The following is a 15,650-nucleotide window of genomic DNA, read 5'->3' on the forward strand; positions in this document are numbered from 1 at the left end:
AGGCCGCCGCGTGCGGCCTTATCATTACCGTCTGGAAACAGGATCGCCGTGAATAACCTGCGTGACCTGTGACAGCATGCCGATCCTCACCTCGCTCGACCGCTGGAATTTGCTTTTATCAATCAACAGCAGCGACTGGCTGGCGCGGCTTAACAGCTGGGCTTTATAAGCCGCGTTATGCTCAACCGGATCCCACATGGTGCCCTGCTCATCGACCCCCTCACAGGAGAAGATGAACAGATCGATCTCCAGGCTTTTAAGCTGTGTGACCAGCGCCGGATTCACATAGCAGCGATACTTACGCGCCAGCGTGCCGCCCGAACAAATAAGCGTGATGCGGTCGCGCCTGGCCATTTCATGGCAGATGGGCAGGCTGTTGGTAAAAACGGTGAGTTCAATATTCGGCAGCTGGCGCGCCAGCTGAAAGCAGGTTGAGCTGGCATCAAGGGCGATGGTCATGCCTTCGCTAATCCAGTCCAGGGCGTGGCGGGCGATATCAACCTTATCGCCATAATGGCTTTTCAACCGTGCGCCAAAGGGCTCGCCGCCGTCACGGCTCTTCGGGTGAATCAGGCGTGCCCGGCCGTGCTGGCGCAGGATCTTACCCTGCTGCTGAAGGGCGCTCAGATCGCGGCGGATCGTCTCTTTACTGACATCAAGCTTTTCTGCCAGGATATCGGTGGCTAGCCAATCACAGTTGCGCAGCAATTCAACGATATTCTGCTGTCGGCGCTGTTTCATCATCTGTCCCCGTGGGTGAAATGGAGATAAGCGTTGTCCCCCTCGCCGCGCTGCGCTTTTTCGGATTCTGGAGCGGCTGTTTTAACGCCTGCCCGGACATGCGACGATCCTTCGGAGACCAGAGTAATTCTTGCCAGTTTACTTGGCATTGTAAATATGATGTTGAAAAAAGAAGAGAATTTACGATAAGGCATTTTGTGAGTTATCGCATCCTAAATTGGATCGCATTTTCATTGAATAACATTGCCTGAGAATTATCCTGTCTCCACACTATTTATCAGGAAATTTGGTAATGAACAGCTCTTCCCCGATTAATCGGGTCATTCTTTTTGAACCTCGGGCATTGGTTCGTAGTGGAGTTTGTTCCCTCTTACACAATCATCATTGTGAGGTTGTGCATTGTTGGTCTTTGGAAAAACTTATTGAGACGATTTGCAATCAAGGGGATGACAGACAAATTTTGCTTGCAGGTCTCGGTGGCATTGGAAATATGATCCCCAGCTTTATTCGCATCTTACATTATACCCGGAGTATGTCCCTAACCTCGTTTGTTTATCTGCCCGTTCAGGATGTATTGCTGACTAAAATGTTGATGGGGGTAGGCGTCGATCTCTGCACTACTGAAGATCGGTTGGAAAGCGAGTTGAATAAGCTATTCAGTAAGCCCAGTGTGGCAAAACGGCATGGTGATTGCCTCTCTCCAGCAGAACTTAATGTTTTACTGGATTACGCTTCCGGTCTGCAAACAAAGGAGATAGCGACGCGTCGTACGTGTAATTATAAAACGGTATTCACGTTTAAGCGTAATGCACGTATTCGCCTGAACATTGAAAATAGTTCTGGTTGGATAAATTTAATGTCTCAAATTTCATTACTTACCTCACTTTATGAATAAGACCTCAACGCACACCTTTCAGATTCGATATATTGCGCAAGATAATATTTATCTGACAGGAATACGCAGCTGCCTGGAAAATATGGCGTGTAACCATAAAAATTGGGAGTATGATATTGCACCCTATTCATTCACCGGGAATGACGACATCCCGCTTCTGGTTGTAGATGCAACCCAAAGCAAAACGGTAAATGACTTACCGCCCGATGTTCTGCCCTTATTGCAATGTAAGTCTATATTGATACTGGTCAATGCGTTGCAGAAAACGTTTATACAGAGTCTGGTGAACGATTTTCGTTGCTCCCTGTTGTGTGTGGATGAAATAAATATCCATATGCGCGATATCATTGAAATGGCTATGCGTAAAAAACGCTACCTGAGTCCTTTAACTCTCCGTGCCCAACATAAACAAAGTATTGATACGGATATTAAATTCACGCCCACAGAGCATAGGATTATCACCTATTTTGGGGAGGGGCTATCGGGCGTTGAAATATCGAAAAGACTGTTTCGCAGTGAAAAAACGATAAGCAGCCATAAGCGGAGAATTATGCAAAAGATTGGCGCGAAGAACGACGTTGAGCTCTGTCAGAAGATCAATACGGTGATGTCGAAGCAACGATATCTCCGAGCCTGCCTCTGAAAACATAATTCATAGTGCCCGGTCAAAAGAACCGGGCCATGTTTATCAATGCGTTGCTTCACCAATCAGCGCGCCAGAACCGGCGCCGACAGCTGCACCTTTTAACACGCTATTGCCCGTCACCGCGGCCGCGCCTGCGCCAACGACAGCGCCAACGGCACCGCCTTTGCGTGCTGCTTTACCTTTGTCGCCATTTTTAAACATCGCGCCCGTACCGGCACCCACAACCGCGCCGCCGACGGTGGATTTCACGTCTTTGCCCGCAATAGCGCCAATGGCCGCGCCCGCGACTGCACCGGCGGCGGTTTTATCCATCGCCATGCTGGAGGTGGAAACGAGAAGTGCGCTAAGAAGAAGCGTGGTTTTGAGGTATTTCATAACAGTTCCTTGTACAGAGAGATCAGACATCGCGGTGAAGTCTGCCAGCCTGCCTGCATTCCCGGTAGGCCAATGATGCTTGTCCTCGTCATCCATTCCTGAGAACAATGATGCCGCGGGCCCTCAGCCCTGTCATGAGGGCTGAGGGCCACACGATTAACCCTGACGCTTATCTTCCGTATGGGTATCGAAATCGCTCGCCGCATGACGCTCATGCAGTTGCTCATTCAGCTCGCCGTTGGTGCGGTTCACAATGCGCCCGCGCTTCACTGCCGGGCGATTTGCCACATCTTTTGCCCAGCGCTGCACGTTGGTGTACTTCTCTGCATCCAGGAACTCGGCTGCGTTATAGACGCTGCCAAGCGCCACGCTGCCGAACCATGGCCAGATCGCCATATCGGCGATGGTGTACTCTTCACCCGCGACGTAACGACCGCGTGCCAGCTGTTTATCCAGCACGTCGAACAGGCGCTTGGCCTCCATGGTGAAGCGGTCGATCGCGTACTCAATTTTCACGGGCGCGTAGTTGTAGAAGTGGCCGAAACCGCCGCCGAGGAAAGGTGCGGCCCCTTGCAGCCAGAACAGCCAGTTCAGGGTTTCAGTTCGTCCCGCCGGATCTTTTGGCAGGAAGTGACCAAACTTTTCTGCCAGATACAGCAGGATATTGCCGGATTCAAATACGCGCGTGGGTGGCGTTGTGGAATGGTCGCGCAGTGCCGGTATTTTCGAGTTCGGGTTCACCTCAACAAAGCCGCTGGAGAACTGATCGCCTTCACCGATACGAATTAACCATGCGTCGTACTCCGCTTCCGTCACGCCCAGCGCCAGTAGCTCTTCAAGCATGATGGTGACTTTCTGGCCGTTTGGTGTTCCCAACGAGTAGAGCTGCAGCGGATGCGCGCCGACAGGCAAGTCTTTCTCATGGGTTGCGCCGGAAATCGGACGGTTGATATTGGCGAACGCGCCGCCGTTGTTCTTTTTCCATTCCCACACTTTCGGTGGCTGATATGCGTTGTCTGACATGTTGATCTGCCTTTTAGTGATGTGTTTGAGGCAGTGTAGCAGGAGATGTGTGAAGCGTTTAACGTTGTGAGCGCAATCAATCCCCCGCTATTCCTTCTGGCGCTTATATATATCAAAAGCGTTATAAGCTTAATCGAAAATCGCATTTTCATTGTTAATGCGTAAATACGTAAAGCTGAATATGATGCTTCAACATAAATAAAAGATGCAGTAATAAATACTTTATCAGGCAAGGAGTTAGTGAGATGCGTAAGCTTCTGTTATCGGCAGTGGTAGTATCGCTCGCCTTAGGTCTGGCAGGCTGTGATGATGCGAAAAATAAAGAAACGAATAATGCGCCGGCGGCAAAAAACGACGCGCCCAAAGAAGGCGGTTCGCTCATTATCGGCATCACCTCCGGCGACCCGCTTGCCGTGAACCCGCTCTATGCCAGCGACCGCACTACCTTAACCATTATGCAGGCGCTTTATGCCCCGCTGTACAGCTTCAACAACGGCAACATTGAGTGGGGCCTCGCGGAAAGCCTGACGCCATCCGCAGATAACCTGAGCTACACCCTGACCTTAAAACCGAACCTGAAATGGCAGGACGGGCAGCCGCTGACGGCGGACGATGTGGTGTTCACCTTCAATAAACTGCTGGATGCGAAACAGCACAGCTTCTTCCGCAGCATGTTTACCTACGGTGATAAACCCGTCGTCGTCAGCAAGGTCGACGATCGTACCGTGAAGTTCACACTGCCGCAGGTGAGCGCTGCCTTTACCGGAACGCTGGTACAGATCTACCCGATCCCGCAACACGTGTTCGCCAGTGAAGGCGACCTGGAAAAGAGCAGCAAAAACGATGCGCCGGTGGGTTCCGGGCCGTTCAAGTTTAAGGAGTATCGCGCCGGGCAGTATTATGCCCTGACCCGTTTTGACGATTACTGGAACGGCAAAGCGAAGCTCGATTCCGTCACCTACCGTTTTGCGAAAGACAGCAACTCTGCCAACCTTGCGCTACAAAATGGGGAAATCAACCTCAAGATGGTTGACCCGCAGGACGTGAATCGCCTAAAAAACACCGGCAAGTTTGACTTCGTGGTCTATCCGGAAGGTCGCCTGGCTTACATGACCTTCAATCAGAACGTGCCGGTCATGAAGAGTAAGGAACTGCGTCAGGCCATCGCTTATGCCATCAATAAAGACGAGCTGACCCAGACCGCGTTTACCTCTCTGGATTACGCCAAACCGGCGACCTCCTTCCTGACGCCGGATACGCTCTACCAGACCGACGATGTGGAGCAATACCGGTTCGATCGGCAAAAAGCGAAAGATCTGCTCAAAGCCTCCGGCGCGCCGGATAACCTCAAGCTGCGCCTGGCGTACGTGAACACCAACAAAACCCAGGAGAGCATGGCGCTCTACATTCAACAGGCGCTGAAGGGGATAGGGGTGAACGTGGAGCTGATGCCGCTGGATTCCAACGCGATGTCTCAGCGCAGCCTGGACATGAACAACACCGCGTGGGAGCTGAATCTTGGGGGCTACATCATGGGCTCAGAGCCGGACGGCTACAAATCGCTGTTTATGAGCAACGAGGCATATAACTACGCGCACTACAAAAATCCGCAGTTCGATGCCCTCTGGGATAAAGGCGCCGTGGAGTCCGATGCCGCAAAACGCGCCGATATCTATCGGCACATTCAGCAAACCGTGGCGAACGACATGACGTACTACCCCATCGCCTATACCAATGCGACCGTTGCGGTGGATAAACGCTTCGGCGGCACCCAGGAAGCGGAACCGAAGCCGGTTTACCTGTTCCAGGATCTGTCAAAAATCTACCAAAAATAAGCTGTTGCCCCGGTCGACGGATCGGGGCTTTTTAAGGGCATGTCGTGAACACATTACTTACGCGTCGGCTGCTGCAGCTTCTGCCGATGCTTTTCTTTATTTCACTGGTGGCGTTTTTGCTGGTCAAACTTGCGCCCGGCGATCCGGTGGCGGCGTACATTACGCCGCGCATGGCCCCGGACGATATCGAGCGTATTCGCCAGAGTATGGGGCTGGATAAGCCGCTGGTGACGCAGTACGTCCTGTGGCTAAAAAACGTTTTGCAGGGCGATCTTGGCTATTCGCTGATCTATCACCGTCCCGTGCTGGAGATGATCGGCGAGCGTATACCGGCTACGCTCGGATTGATGGGCGCGTCGCTGCTGCTGGCCATCGTTCTAGCTGTACCGCTGGGTCTTCTGGCAGGGGCGTTTAAGCATCGCTGGCTGGATCATGTGCTGAATCTGTTCGCCTATATTGGCATTTCGGTGCCCATTTTCTGGCTCGGTATTCTGTTGATTACCGTTTTTGCCGTGCAGCTCAACTGGTTTCCCAGCATGGGAATGCGCACCATCGGCATGGACGACAGCTGGCTGGATGTGGTGCGCCACGGCGTACTGCCGTGTATTGCGCTTACCTTTTACAACCTTTCCAGCTACGTGCGTTACATCCGTTCGAATACCATCTCGCAGCTTTCTGCCGACTATGTGCAGACCCAGCTCGCCTACGGCGCTACGCGTTCCAGCATTCTGTTCCGCCATGTGCTGAAAAACGTGCTGTTGCCGGTCATCACCCTGTTTGGCCTGTCGTTTGGCGAGCTTGTTGTCGGCGCCTACGTGACGGAAAGCGTCTTCTCGTGGCCGGGGATGGGGCTGCTGGGGATCCAGTCGATCGCCTCGCTGGACTATCCGCTGATCATGGCGATCGTCATGCTCTCTTCAATGATGCTGATCGTTGGCAATCTGATCGCCGATTTGCTTTATCGCTTCGCCGATCCCCGCATACGTACCCTGAGGTAACCCGGATGAGCAGATGCTGGCAACAGGTTCGTCACCAGCTGCGCCGCAACCGTCCGGCGCAGTTCTCGCTATTTATCCTTTTCATTTTTATTGTCGCCGCGCTTTGCGCTGGGCTGAGTCCGTACGATCCTGACCAGATGGCGCTCGGCGCGCGCACGCTGCCGCCCGATGCCGCACACTGGTTTGGTACCGATGAGTACGGCCGGGATTACTTTACCCGGGCGCTTTACGGCGGACAGATTTCACTGATGGTCGGCATTCTTGCGATGATCTTTTCCACGCTGATTGGCACGGTGGTCGGGACGGTAAGCGGCTATTTCGGTGGCTGGCTCGATAACCTGATGATGCGCGCCGTCGATATTCTGATGGCTATACCGGCATTCTTTCTGCTGCTGGTGGTGAATGCCTACCTCAAGCCGGGCGTAGACAACATCATTCTGATTATCAGCCTGCTGACGTGGATGAACATGTCGCGGCTGGTGCGTGCAGAAACCCTCTCGGTTAAAGAGCGTGAGTATGTGCTTTATGCCCGCGCATCGGGGGAACATCCACTGCGCATTATCCTGCGGCATATTGTCCCCGGCGTGCTGCCGACCATCATCGTGGCCGCCACGCTGAATATCGCCTCTGCCATTTTAATGGAATCCACCCTGAGCTTTCTGGGGCTGGGCGTGCAGGCGCCTGCAGCGTCATGGGGAAGCATGCTCAATAACGCGCAGTCTTACATTGGTGAGGCCTCGTGGTTGGCCATATTCCCCGGCATTCTGATCCTGCTGACGGTGTTCAGTTTTAACGTATTGGGCGACGTATTCCGCACCGCCTTTGAGCCGGGAGCGAACCGCGATGAGTAACTTATTAGAACTCGATAATTTGCACACCACGTTCCGCACGCGCGATGGCGACGTACACGCGGTGCGCGGCGTGAGCTTTCACGTTCAGCCGGGTGAACTGGTTGGCATTGTCGGTGAATCCGGCTGCGGGAAAAGCGTAACCTGCAAGTCGATCGTTCAGCTTCTGGGAAACAACGGGCGGATCGCCGGGGGGAGCATTCGTTTTCAGAATGACGATCTGGCGCAGAAAACGCCCGAGCAGATGCGCACCATTCGCGGCAATGAGATCGCAATGATTTTCCAGGATCCCATGACGGCGCTGAACCCGGTGCTGACTGTCGGCAAGCAGATGTCTGAGATCCTGGTGCGAAATAAAAAGCTTTCTAAAAAAGCGGCCAAAGCGGCGGCGATAGCCATGCTGGAGCAGGTAGGCATTGTGGAAGCTGAGCGCCGCTACGGTCAGTACCCGCACGAGTTTAGCGGCGGAATGCGCCAGCGCGTGATGATCGCCATTGCGCTCTCCTGCCATCCGAAGCTGCTGATTGCCGACGAGCCGACGACCGCGCTGGACGTGACCATTCAGGCACAGATTTTGCGGCTGCTGAAAAGCCTGCAGCAGAAGACCCAAACCGCGATTTTGCTGATCACCCACGATCTCGGCGTGGTGGCGCAGGTGTGTAGCCGGGTCGTGGTGATGTACGGCGGGCTGGTGATGGAAGAGGGGAGCGTGGAGGACATTTTTTATCGTCCGGCACACCCGTACACTCAGGGGCTTCTGGCTTCTTTGCCCCGCCCGGATGCGGTGAATCAGCGTCTGTCACCTATCGAAGGCACGCCGCCGGGCTTGCTTATTCCCCCGCCGGGCTGCCCTTTCGCCGAACGATGCCCGATGCGGATGCCGCAGTGCGATAGACAGCCGACGTTTTACACCGCCGGAGAAGGCCATCGCGCCGCCTGCTGGCTATGGGCAGATCGGGAGGTTCAGGCATGAGCGAAAAACAAACGCCGTTAGTGAGCGTGCGCGAACTGCGTAAACATTATCAGCTGAACGCGGGGCTGTTGCGTAAAGGCCTGGCAATAAAAGCGGTGGATGGCGTGAGTTTTGATATTCAGCGTGGCGAAACCTTTGGCCTGGTAGGGGAGTCCGGCTGCGGAAAATCGACCCTCGGACGCGCCATCCTGCGCCTGTTCGACATCACCTCGGGCGAGATCCATTTTGACGGTCAGGCGATTGCCCACGCCCGTGAAAAAGAGCTCAAGCCGCTGCGTAAACGCATGCAGGCGATTTTTCAGGATCCCTATTCCTCGCTCAATCCGGGCATGACCGTGCAGCAACTGGTGGCCGAGCCGATGCAGATCCACGGCTACAGCCGGGAAGAACAGCGGGAACGTACGGAAACGCTGCTCTACAAAGTCGGGCTTAAGCAGGAACACCTTGAACGGTTCCCGCATGAGTTCAGCGGCGGGCAACGACAGCGTATTAGCATTGCGCGCGCGTTGTCCGTACGCCCGGAGTTCGTGCTCTGCGATGAGCCGCTTTCGGCGCTGGATGTCTCGGTGCAGGCCCAGGTGGTGAATATTCTGCAGGACCTTCAGCAGGAGCTGGCGTTAACCTATCTGTTTATCGCCCATGACCTGTCGATGGTGCGCCATATCTCCAGCCGTATCGGGGTGATGTATCTCGGCAAGCTGGTGGAGGTTGCGCCGGCGAATGCGCTGTATCAGCACCCGGCGCACCCGTACACGCGTGCGCTGCTGGCGGCAGTCCCCCAGCCCGACCCGCGGGTTCGCCACCTCGAAGACACCACCTTACGCGGCGAAACCCCCGGGCCAACCTCGGTTCTGCCAGGCTGTAAGTTCTGTAGCCGCTGTCCGCACGTCATGCCGGTTTGCCAGGCGCAGGAACCGGCGATGCAGGAGATTGCCCCAGGGCATTTCGCGGCGTGCTGGTTATTTAAGGTTTGAGATCTGAAGGTGTCGGGTGGCGCTAGCCCAGGATCCGCTTCACCCACACCTCAATGTCATCGCCGCTGCCCAAATCCACCTGCACCAGTCCGTTGACCATAAAGGTAGGCGAGACGTGAATACCGTTCTGACGCGCGTATTTACAGTGCCATTTAATCTCGGTTTGCAGTTCAGGGCGAGCAAAGGCCTGCGCGACCTGCACCCCGCTGTAGCGCTCAATCCGGGCGATGATCTCTTCCGGCGTAGCCTGCATATTTGGGCCGCTGCAGTGGTCGGTAAATTCAAACTCATCACGACGATCGGCCACCGCCTGCATCACTTTATGTGCCGCCGCTTTGCCATCGGGCAGGGTGGATGCGGCCAGAATACAGCGCACAATCACCCCGGAGAACAGATGCCACGGCTGCGACTGTAAACGGATTTTAAGCGTGACCTTGTCTTCGCCCGCCTGTTCCAGAAACGCGTTGAGCTTATTGAATGCTTTAACCGAGAACGGGCAGGTCGGTTCCAGGAACACTTCGAACGTGCGGGGGCCGTGACCCCATTCCAGCGGCTGCGCCTGTATGCTCATGTTGACTCCTGATGATGTGAATATTTTCGACATTGTTGCGACGAATAATTTGCCACGCAGGTGTATGATAAATCCACCTCTGTCAGGTTAATTACAACGTGCAGACGACGACAACCCCTCAAAAATTGCCGCCTGCCTGTTTTTAGGTTGGATACATGCGTAAAGGAAAGTTAAGCAGTGACGCTCCATTTGGAACGTTGTTAGGCTATGCGCCGGGTGGCGTGGCGATTTACTCTTCAAACTACGGCAGCCTGGATCCGCGCAACTACCCGGAAGATGCGGAATTCAGAAGCTATATCAGCAACGAATACATGGGCCACAAGTGGCAATGTGTTGAGTTCGCCCGCCGTTTCCTGTTTCTCAACTACGGTTTTGTTTTCACCGACGTCGGCATGGCGTGGGAGATTTTCTCCCTGCGTTTTTTGCGCGAGGTGGTGAACGATAATATCCTCCCGCTTCAGGCTTTTGCCAATGGATCGAAACGCGCGCCGCAAACGGGGGCGCTGTTGATCTGGCAAAAGGGCGGCGAGTTCCATGAAACCGGCCACGTGGCGGTGATCACCCAGCTGTTGGGTGACAAAGTTCGTATTGCGGAGCAGAACGTTATTCACTCTCCGCTTCCGCTGGGCCAGCAGTGGACGCGTGAACTGCGCCTCAGCGTGGAGAACGGCAGTTATCGGATCCACGACACCTTCAACGACACCGACATTCTCGGCTGGATGATCCAGACGGCGGACACCGAACATAGCGAACCGGCGCCAGGAATTGACGGCGAGCTGCTGAAAATCAGCGGTGCACGGTTGAAGAACACGCGTCAGTTCGACGGGAAATGGCTCAACGAAGACGATGCCTTACAGCAGGCGTATGTCCGCGCGAATGGGCACTTTATCAATAAAGATCCTTGCCAGTATTTCACCATCACCGAAAGCGCCGAGCAGGAGCTGATTAAAGCGACCAACGAACTGCATCTGATGTATCTGCACGCGACCGACAAAGTGCTGAAAGATGATAACCTGCTGGCGCTTTTCGACATTCCCAAAATCCTCTGGCCGCGCCTGCGCCTCTCCTGGCAGTGGCGTCGCCATCATATGATCACCGGTCGTATGGATTTCTGCATGGATGAACGCGGTATCAAGGTGTATGAGTACAACGCCGACTCCGCCTCCTGCCATACCGAAGGGGGATTGATCCTCGAAGAGTGGGTGAAAAACGGCTATCGCGGCACCGGACACAATCCGGCGGAAGGTTTGCTGGAAGAACTTACCGGAGCGTGGAAGCACAGCAACGCGCGTCCGTTCGTGCACATCATGCAGGACAACGACATTGAAGAGGACTACCATGCGCTCTTTATTCAGCGTTCGCTGATGCAGGCCGGGTTTGAAACCCGGATCCTGCACGGGCTTGGCGCGTTAAGCTGGGATAGCGCCGGGCAGCTGATTGACGACGAAGGCCGACACGTCAACTGCGTGTGGAAGACCTGGGCATGGGAAACGGCGATTGAGCAGATCCGTGAGGTGAGCGAAACCGAGTACGCTGCCGTGCCGATCCGCACCGGACATCCGGCAGGCGACGTGCGTCTGATTGACGTGCTGCTGCGCCCGGAAGTGCTGGTCTTCGAACCGCTGTGGACGGTGATCCCCGGCAACAAGGCGATTCTGCCGGTGCTCTGGCAGCTGTTCCCGAATCACCGTTACCTGCTGGATACCGATTTTGAGGTTAACGATCTGCTCCGACAGACCGGCTACGCCGCCAAGCCCATTGCCGGACGCTGCGGCAGCAATATCGATCTGATCGGCGCTCAGGACGAACTGCTGGATAAATCCAGCGGCAAGTTTGTTGACCGTAAAAATATCTACCAGCAGCTATGGTGCCTGCCGAAGGTTGACGGTAAGTACATTCAGGTGTGTACCTTTACCGTTGGCGGGAATTACGGCGGGACCTGCCTGCGCGGGGATGAAACGCTGGTGGTGAAGAAAGACAGCGATATTGAGCCGTTGATAGTGGTGAAGGATAGCTAGCCCATCCGGACGGTAAGCGAGCCTCCGCACGATGTCGTGTGGAGGCTTTTTGTTCCTGTTATTCGGTGTCGTCCTGCTGTTCACTGATCTTTAAATCAATAATGCGCCCGATCTGGTCATGATATACCGTCAACAGGTTGTACTGGCTCATCTCGGACATGATTTGCGGGGTGACGTTAAAGCTTCTGGCCAGCTCATCATGCTGCAAGTCGCCCGGACGGCGGCGGCGCACATGGGCGCGGCGGCGATTATATTGATACCAGAGGATCAGCAACCAGCCGTTGAGCGTGGCGACCAGCAGATAGATCAACACCGTATTAAAAGAGGCGATAATGACCCCCCAACGGTAGGTGTTCTCTTCGGTTATCTGCATCCACAAATTGGCATAGAGGAAAAACAGAAATCCTCCCCATGCCAGCACGGTCAATACCGCATCGAACAAACGGGGTAATAGCCGATGTTCAGTCAAAATTAACGTGTTTTCGTTCATTGAATACTCCCTTTGCCTCTATCCGGGCTGATCCAGCGCGCGCGCGACCGCTGACGTTTAAGCATGACTTTTGGGAAGGCGACGAGGGTGGTGAACAGACCGATCATCCAGTACACCATCGGGAACCAGATCACCCAGAAAAGCGAACTCGCCACCTTCCGTTCATAGCGCCGCTCGATGTACAAGCTGACGAGAAACTGCAGCAGGCACATGACCCCCAGCAGCAGCCCGGTAAACTCCGGCGGGAACAGGCTCGCGACGGTCAAGTTTGCGGGAAGCGGGGTGAGATGGCTGACGACGAATAACACGACGGTCACCGCGTAGGCGAAAGCCCACAGCGTCGACAGGGCATACTCTAAAAACAGGGGCCACATGCGGTGATGCTCCCAGCGCACTATCTTGCGAAGATTGACCAGAAACACCTCCGCGCCGCCCTGCGCCCAGCGTAGACGCTGTTTCCACAGCCCCTTTAGGGTCTCCGGCATCAGGATCCAGCACAGCGCCCGCGGTTCGAAAAAAATGTCCCAATGGCGAAGCTGGAGTTTCCAGCTGATGTCGATGTCTTCGGTGATCATATCCGGACTCCAGTAACCCACATCCGCCAGCGCCTGGCGGCGAAAGGCCGCAATCACGCCGGAGACGGTGAATACCCTGCCATAGATGCGCTGCGTCCGTTTAATGAGCCCAATGATCGATGAGAATTCACCCACCTGAATGCGGCCAATCAGCGTGGCGCGCGTGCGAATGCGCGGGTTGCCGGTGACGGCCCCCACGTGGGGATACTGAATGAGGGGGGCGACCAGATAAGCGGCGGTATCGCGATCGAGCAGGGCGTCGCCATCAATGCAGACCAGCAGATCCCCTCTGGCCGCCGCTGCGCCCGCCTTCAGCGCCAGTGCTTTCCCCTGATTTTCCGCAAGATGAATCACGCGCAGACGCGGCTGTTCTTGCGCAAGCTGCTGAAGCACCTGCGCGGTGTTATCGGAAGAACCGTCGTTGATCGCGATAACCTCAATATTCGTGTAGCGCTGATCCAGCGCGGCACTGATGGTCTCCCGCGCGTTTCGTTCCTCATTGAAGCAGGGGATGAGAATTGAAATTAACGGCTCGCCGGGCAACGTTGGGGCGGGCGTTTGCCTGTTCCATGACCAGTGTCGTTCAAGCTGAAACCAAAAATAGAGACCGCCCGTTATCCAGAACACGGACATGAACAGCGGCCAAAAGAAGACAAAGTCCAGAATCAGTTCGCCGGTGAAAATAGCCGCCACGCCTAATGGCAGCCCGAATACCAGGCATAAGATTGAGAAGGCGATGATGCGATCAGTCATTGTCAGGATACCAGTACGAAGAGAATTCAGGCCTGATGCGTGAAATATCAGGTTGGTTATTGATGAAATCGTCGGGGTAGTAACCATAGTTTTTGATGCCGTTAAGCTGGAGCACGCGCATCCACTGTGCAAGCTGGCTATTGGAAACGGCGCGCTGCGGCTTCCGATCCCAGTCCCTGGCCTGCAGCTCGAAAATGGTTTTATTGAGCGCGTGGGGCCGTTGGGCAACGGCGTTAACCAGACGCGTCAGCCAGGCGTTGCTCTCGTCGACCGGGACAGACTCCATCAGCGGCATGGCCATCGGCACCGTCCAGTCATAGGCAGCCAGAAAATCATCAAGATTCTGCGCAAACCACGCCTCGCTTTCGGGTTCGAGAATGGGCAGGGCGAAGATATTGCGCGCGGTTTTGACCTGCGGACCCCGTATGTTTTTCACCGCCTCGCTCAGAGTGCGGGTAAACCCGATCAGCAGCTGGCTTTTCTGACGCGTCGTCTCCTGTCCGGCATCGTCCACGTCCGTCAGCACCGCATCGTCATGGAACAAGATCCCATTGAAGCTGGCATAGCGGGCCAGATCTTCATAGATTTCAGTCACCTCTTGGCGTACCTGCAGGTCCCAGGGGGAGAGCCGGATATAGGGCTCGGCGGCATCGCTCAGCCGGCCGGTCTGACGATCCCGGCGCTGCACGCGCGGCAGGGCAGGATCGAGATCGAACGAGAGCACCGGCATCCACGCGAAGACTTTTACCCCCGCGCGGGTTTGCAGCTGCCAGGCGACAAAATTAAAGAGATCGGCCCGGACCGGAAGCCGGCGATTGGGGAAATAGAGCGCCTTGATCCTGCCGTCGCCCTGCGGATCGGCAAACGCCTGCAGAAACACATGGCTGATTTTCATGTCGTAGACCCGCTGGACGAGCTTATTGATGTTCCTGGTTTGTTGCGCCAGATCGCTGTCGTAGACATAGTCCAGATCGACATGCATGACGCGTACGGGATCTTCCTCCTGAATCTGCGCGAGGGTACTGGCAAAGGATTTGAGCGAGGGGTTGCCGGAAATCAGCAGACGCGGAATGTTATCGAGATGACGCACGTCCGCCAGCCCGTCTTCAAGCGTGAAGGCCAGCTGATAGCCCTGCTTTCTGGCGATGGCAAACGACGTACCGTTGGCTGCCCCGTAGGGCCAGACCCAGGCGCGCGGTGCTTTACCCGTTACCTGGGCGATTTTGCCGGTGATTTTTCGCACGTCGTCGCCAATACGCTGGCTGAACTGTTGATCAGTTTCATAGCGCCCCGTCGCGTTATCATAAAAGCGGTTGGCGATGGCCGGCTCGCGGCTTCCCTGAGGGTTGGCGGGTATGCCGTAGTGGGAAGCCCAGGTATGTGAACCAATCTCGACCAGGGGAGACTGGCTGAGCTCCCGCACCATATCCCAGGTTGCAAAACGGTCGCGGGAGGTCATCAGCCCGCCGAAGTTGACCTGCCGATTGGCTGGTGTATCCACCCAACTGCCTACCGGCGCCCACAGCGCAGGGACGTTCCAGGCCTGAAGCAGCGGCCAGACGCGGGTGTAAAAGCTGCTGTAGCCGTCGTCAAAACTGAGCAAGAATGCCTTCTCAGGCAGCGTTTTTTTACCGTCATGCGCGTCCAGAATATCCTGCACGCTAACGGCGTGATAGCCGTTGTGCACAAGCCAGCTTATCTGCTCGTTTAACGCACTGGTGCGCACGGACAGATAGCGCTGATCGGCAGCATCATCTTCAACATCGTGGTAGGCCAGCACCAGAAAGTGATTCTTCGGCCACGGCTTATTCGCCTCCAGCTGCGGCCTTTCTGCGGGTGAAATAAACGAGAGGGCCTGGGCGCAGACGCTCGCGCTCAGACATAACCAGCCGATAACGATCAGGCTTACGGGAAAACGTTTCATCAGCATATTCA

At 55.3% G+C, this 15,650-nt stretch carries 15 protein-coding genes; 8 read left to right on the forward strand and 7 right to left on the reverse strand.

The genetic code is table 11. The features are described from left to right. Window positions 1-24: 24 nt before the first annotated feature. On the reverse strand, window positions 25-741 hold the full coding sequence (gene fucR, locus V5P19_RS19905; protein WP_334406792.1) for an L-fucose operon activator: 717 nt from the start codon (window positions 739-741) through the stop codon (window positions 25-27). A 292-nt stretch (window positions 742-1,033) separates the two neighbouring features. Here fucR and V5P19_RS19910 point away from each other — a divergent pair, with 292 nt between their 5' ends. Next, the gene (locus tag V5P19_RS19910; protein ID WP_334406760.1) at window positions 1,034-1,636 is read left to right on the forward strand and encodes a LuxR C-terminal-related transcriptional regulator; all 603 of its coding nucleotides are present in this window, start codon (window positions 1,034-1,036) and stop codon (window positions 1,634-1,636) included. Window positions 1,637-1,718: 82 nt separating this feature from the next. Continuing rightward, entirely contained in the window at window positions 1,719-2,279 is a 561-nt protein-coding gene (locus tag V5P19_RS19915) for a helix-turn-helix transcriptional regulator (protein WP_334406762.1), read from the forward strand. A gap of 45 nt (window positions 2,280-2,324) precedes the next feature. Here V5P19_RS19915 and V5P19_RS19920 read toward each other — a convergent pair whose 3' ends face one another. Both V5P19_RS19920 and yghU read right to left on the reverse strand, forming a co-directional pair. Then, complete coding sequence (locus V5P19_RS19920) at window positions 2,325-2,657, reverse strand: glycine zipper family protein (protein WP_334406764.1); 333 nt, start codon at window positions 2,655-2,657, stop codon at window positions 2,325-2,327. A 156-nt stretch (window positions 2,658-2,813) separates the two neighbouring features. Beyond that, window positions 2,814-3,680 carry a glutathione-dependent disulfide-bond oxidoreductase gene (gene yghU / locus V5P19_RS19925; protein WP_334406766.1) on the reverse strand — a complete coding sequence of 289 codons (867 nt, stop codon included), beginning with the start codon at window positions 3,678-3,680 and terminating at the stop codon, window positions 2,814-2,816. 245 nt (window positions 3,681-3,925) lie between these two features. On the opposite strand from yghU, the gene V5P19_RS19930 reads away from it, so the two are divergent. Genes V5P19_RS19930 through V5P19_RS19950 form a run of 5 tightly spaced genes read left to right on the forward strand, consistent with a single transcriptional unit; the run spans window position 3,926 to window position 9,308 of the window. Further along, window positions 3,926-5,515 carry an ABC transporter substrate-binding protein gene (locus V5P19_RS19930; RefSeq protein WP_334406768.1) on the forward strand — a complete coding sequence of 530 codons (1,590 nt, stop codon included), beginning with the start codon at window positions 3,926-3,928 and terminating at the stop codon, window positions 5,513-5,515. 44 nt (window positions 5,516-5,559) lie between these two features. After that, window positions 5,560-6,513, forward strand: a complete 954-nt coding sequence (locus tag V5P19_RS19935; protein ID WP_334406770.1) for an ABC transporter permease — start codon at window positions 5,560-5,562, stop codon at window positions 6,511-6,513. A 5-nt stretch (window positions 6,514-6,518) separates the two neighbouring features. Next, the gene (locus V5P19_RS19940; RefSeq protein ID WP_334406771.1) at window positions 6,519-7,364 is read left to right on the forward strand and encodes an ABC transporter permease; all 846 of its coding nucleotides are present in this window, start codon (window positions 6,519-6,521) and stop codon (window positions 7,362-7,364) included. Then, window positions 7,357-8,334 carry an ABC transporter ATP-binding protein gene (locus V5P19_RS19945; RefSeq protein ID WP_334406772.1) on the forward strand — a complete coding sequence of 326 codons (978 nt, stop codon included), beginning with the start codon at window positions 7,357-7,359 and terminating at the stop codon, window positions 8,332-8,334. The genes V5P19_RS19940 and V5P19_RS19945 overlap by 8 nt, the downstream gene beginning before the upstream one ends. After that, window positions 8,331-9,308: an ABC transporter ATP-binding protein gene (locus V5P19_RS19950; protein ID WP_334406773.1), complete on the forward strand. Its 978-nt coding sequence runs from the start codon at window positions 8,331-8,333 to the stop codon at window positions 9,306-9,308. Before V5P19_RS19945 ends, V5P19_RS19950 begins: the two co-directional genes overlap by 4 nt. Window positions 9,309-9,330: 22 nt before the next feature. Here the strand turns inward: V5P19_RS19950 and V5P19_RS19955 are convergent, their stop codons facing one another. Beyond that, the gene (locus V5P19_RS19955; protein ID WP_334406775.1) at window positions 9,331-9,879 is read right to left on the reverse strand and encodes a thioredoxin domain-containing protein; all 549 of its coding nucleotides are present in this window, start codon (window positions 9,877-9,879) and stop codon (window positions 9,331-9,333) included. Window positions 9,880-10,034: 155 nt separating this feature from the next. Here V5P19_RS19955 and gss point away from each other — a divergent pair, with 155 nt between their 5' ends. Further along, the gene (gss, locus tag V5P19_RS19960) at window positions 10,035-11,897 is read left to right on the forward strand and encodes a bifunctional glutathionylspermidine amidase/synthase (protein ID WP_334406776.1); all 1,863 of its coding nucleotides are present in this window, start codon (window positions 10,035-10,037) and stop codon (window positions 11,895-11,897) included. A gap of 58 nt (window positions 11,898-11,955) precedes the next feature. On the opposite strand, the gene pgaD is transcribed toward gss, so the two are convergent. From pgaD to pgaB, 3 genes are read right to left on the reverse strand one after another with little or no spacing between them, the layout of a single operon-like run. Then, window positions 11,956-12,387 (reverse strand): poly-beta-1,6-N-acetyl-D-glucosamine biosynthesis protein PgaD, encoded by a 432-nt coding sequence (pgaD, locus tag V5P19_RS19965; RefSeq protein ID WP_334406777.1) that lies wholly within the window; start codon window positions 12,385-12,387, stop codon window positions 11,956-11,958. Beyond that, on the reverse strand, window positions 12,384-13,715 hold the full coding sequence (gene pgaC, locus V5P19_RS19970; protein WP_334406778.1) for a poly-beta-1,6-N-acetyl-D-glucosamine synthase: 1,332 nt from the start codon (window positions 13,713-13,715) through the stop codon (window positions 12,384-12,386). Before pgaC ends, pgaD begins: the two co-directional genes overlap by 4 nt. After that, on the reverse strand, window positions 13,708-15,645 hold the full coding sequence (gene pgaB / locus V5P19_RS19975) for a poly-beta-1,6-N-acetyl-D-glucosamine N-deacetylase PgaB (RefSeq protein WP_334406779.1): 1,938 nt from the start codon (window positions 15,643-15,645) through the stop codon (window positions 13,708-13,710). Before pgaB ends, pgaC begins: the two co-directional genes overlap by 8 nt. Window positions 15,646-15,650 lie beyond the last annotated feature (5 nt).

The organism is Enterobacter sp. UNJFSC 003, assembly GCF_036903355.1.
In the GTDB taxonomy this organism is placed as follows: Bacteria; Pseudomonadota; Gammaproteobacteria; order Enterobacterales; family Enterobacteriaceae; genus Enterobacter.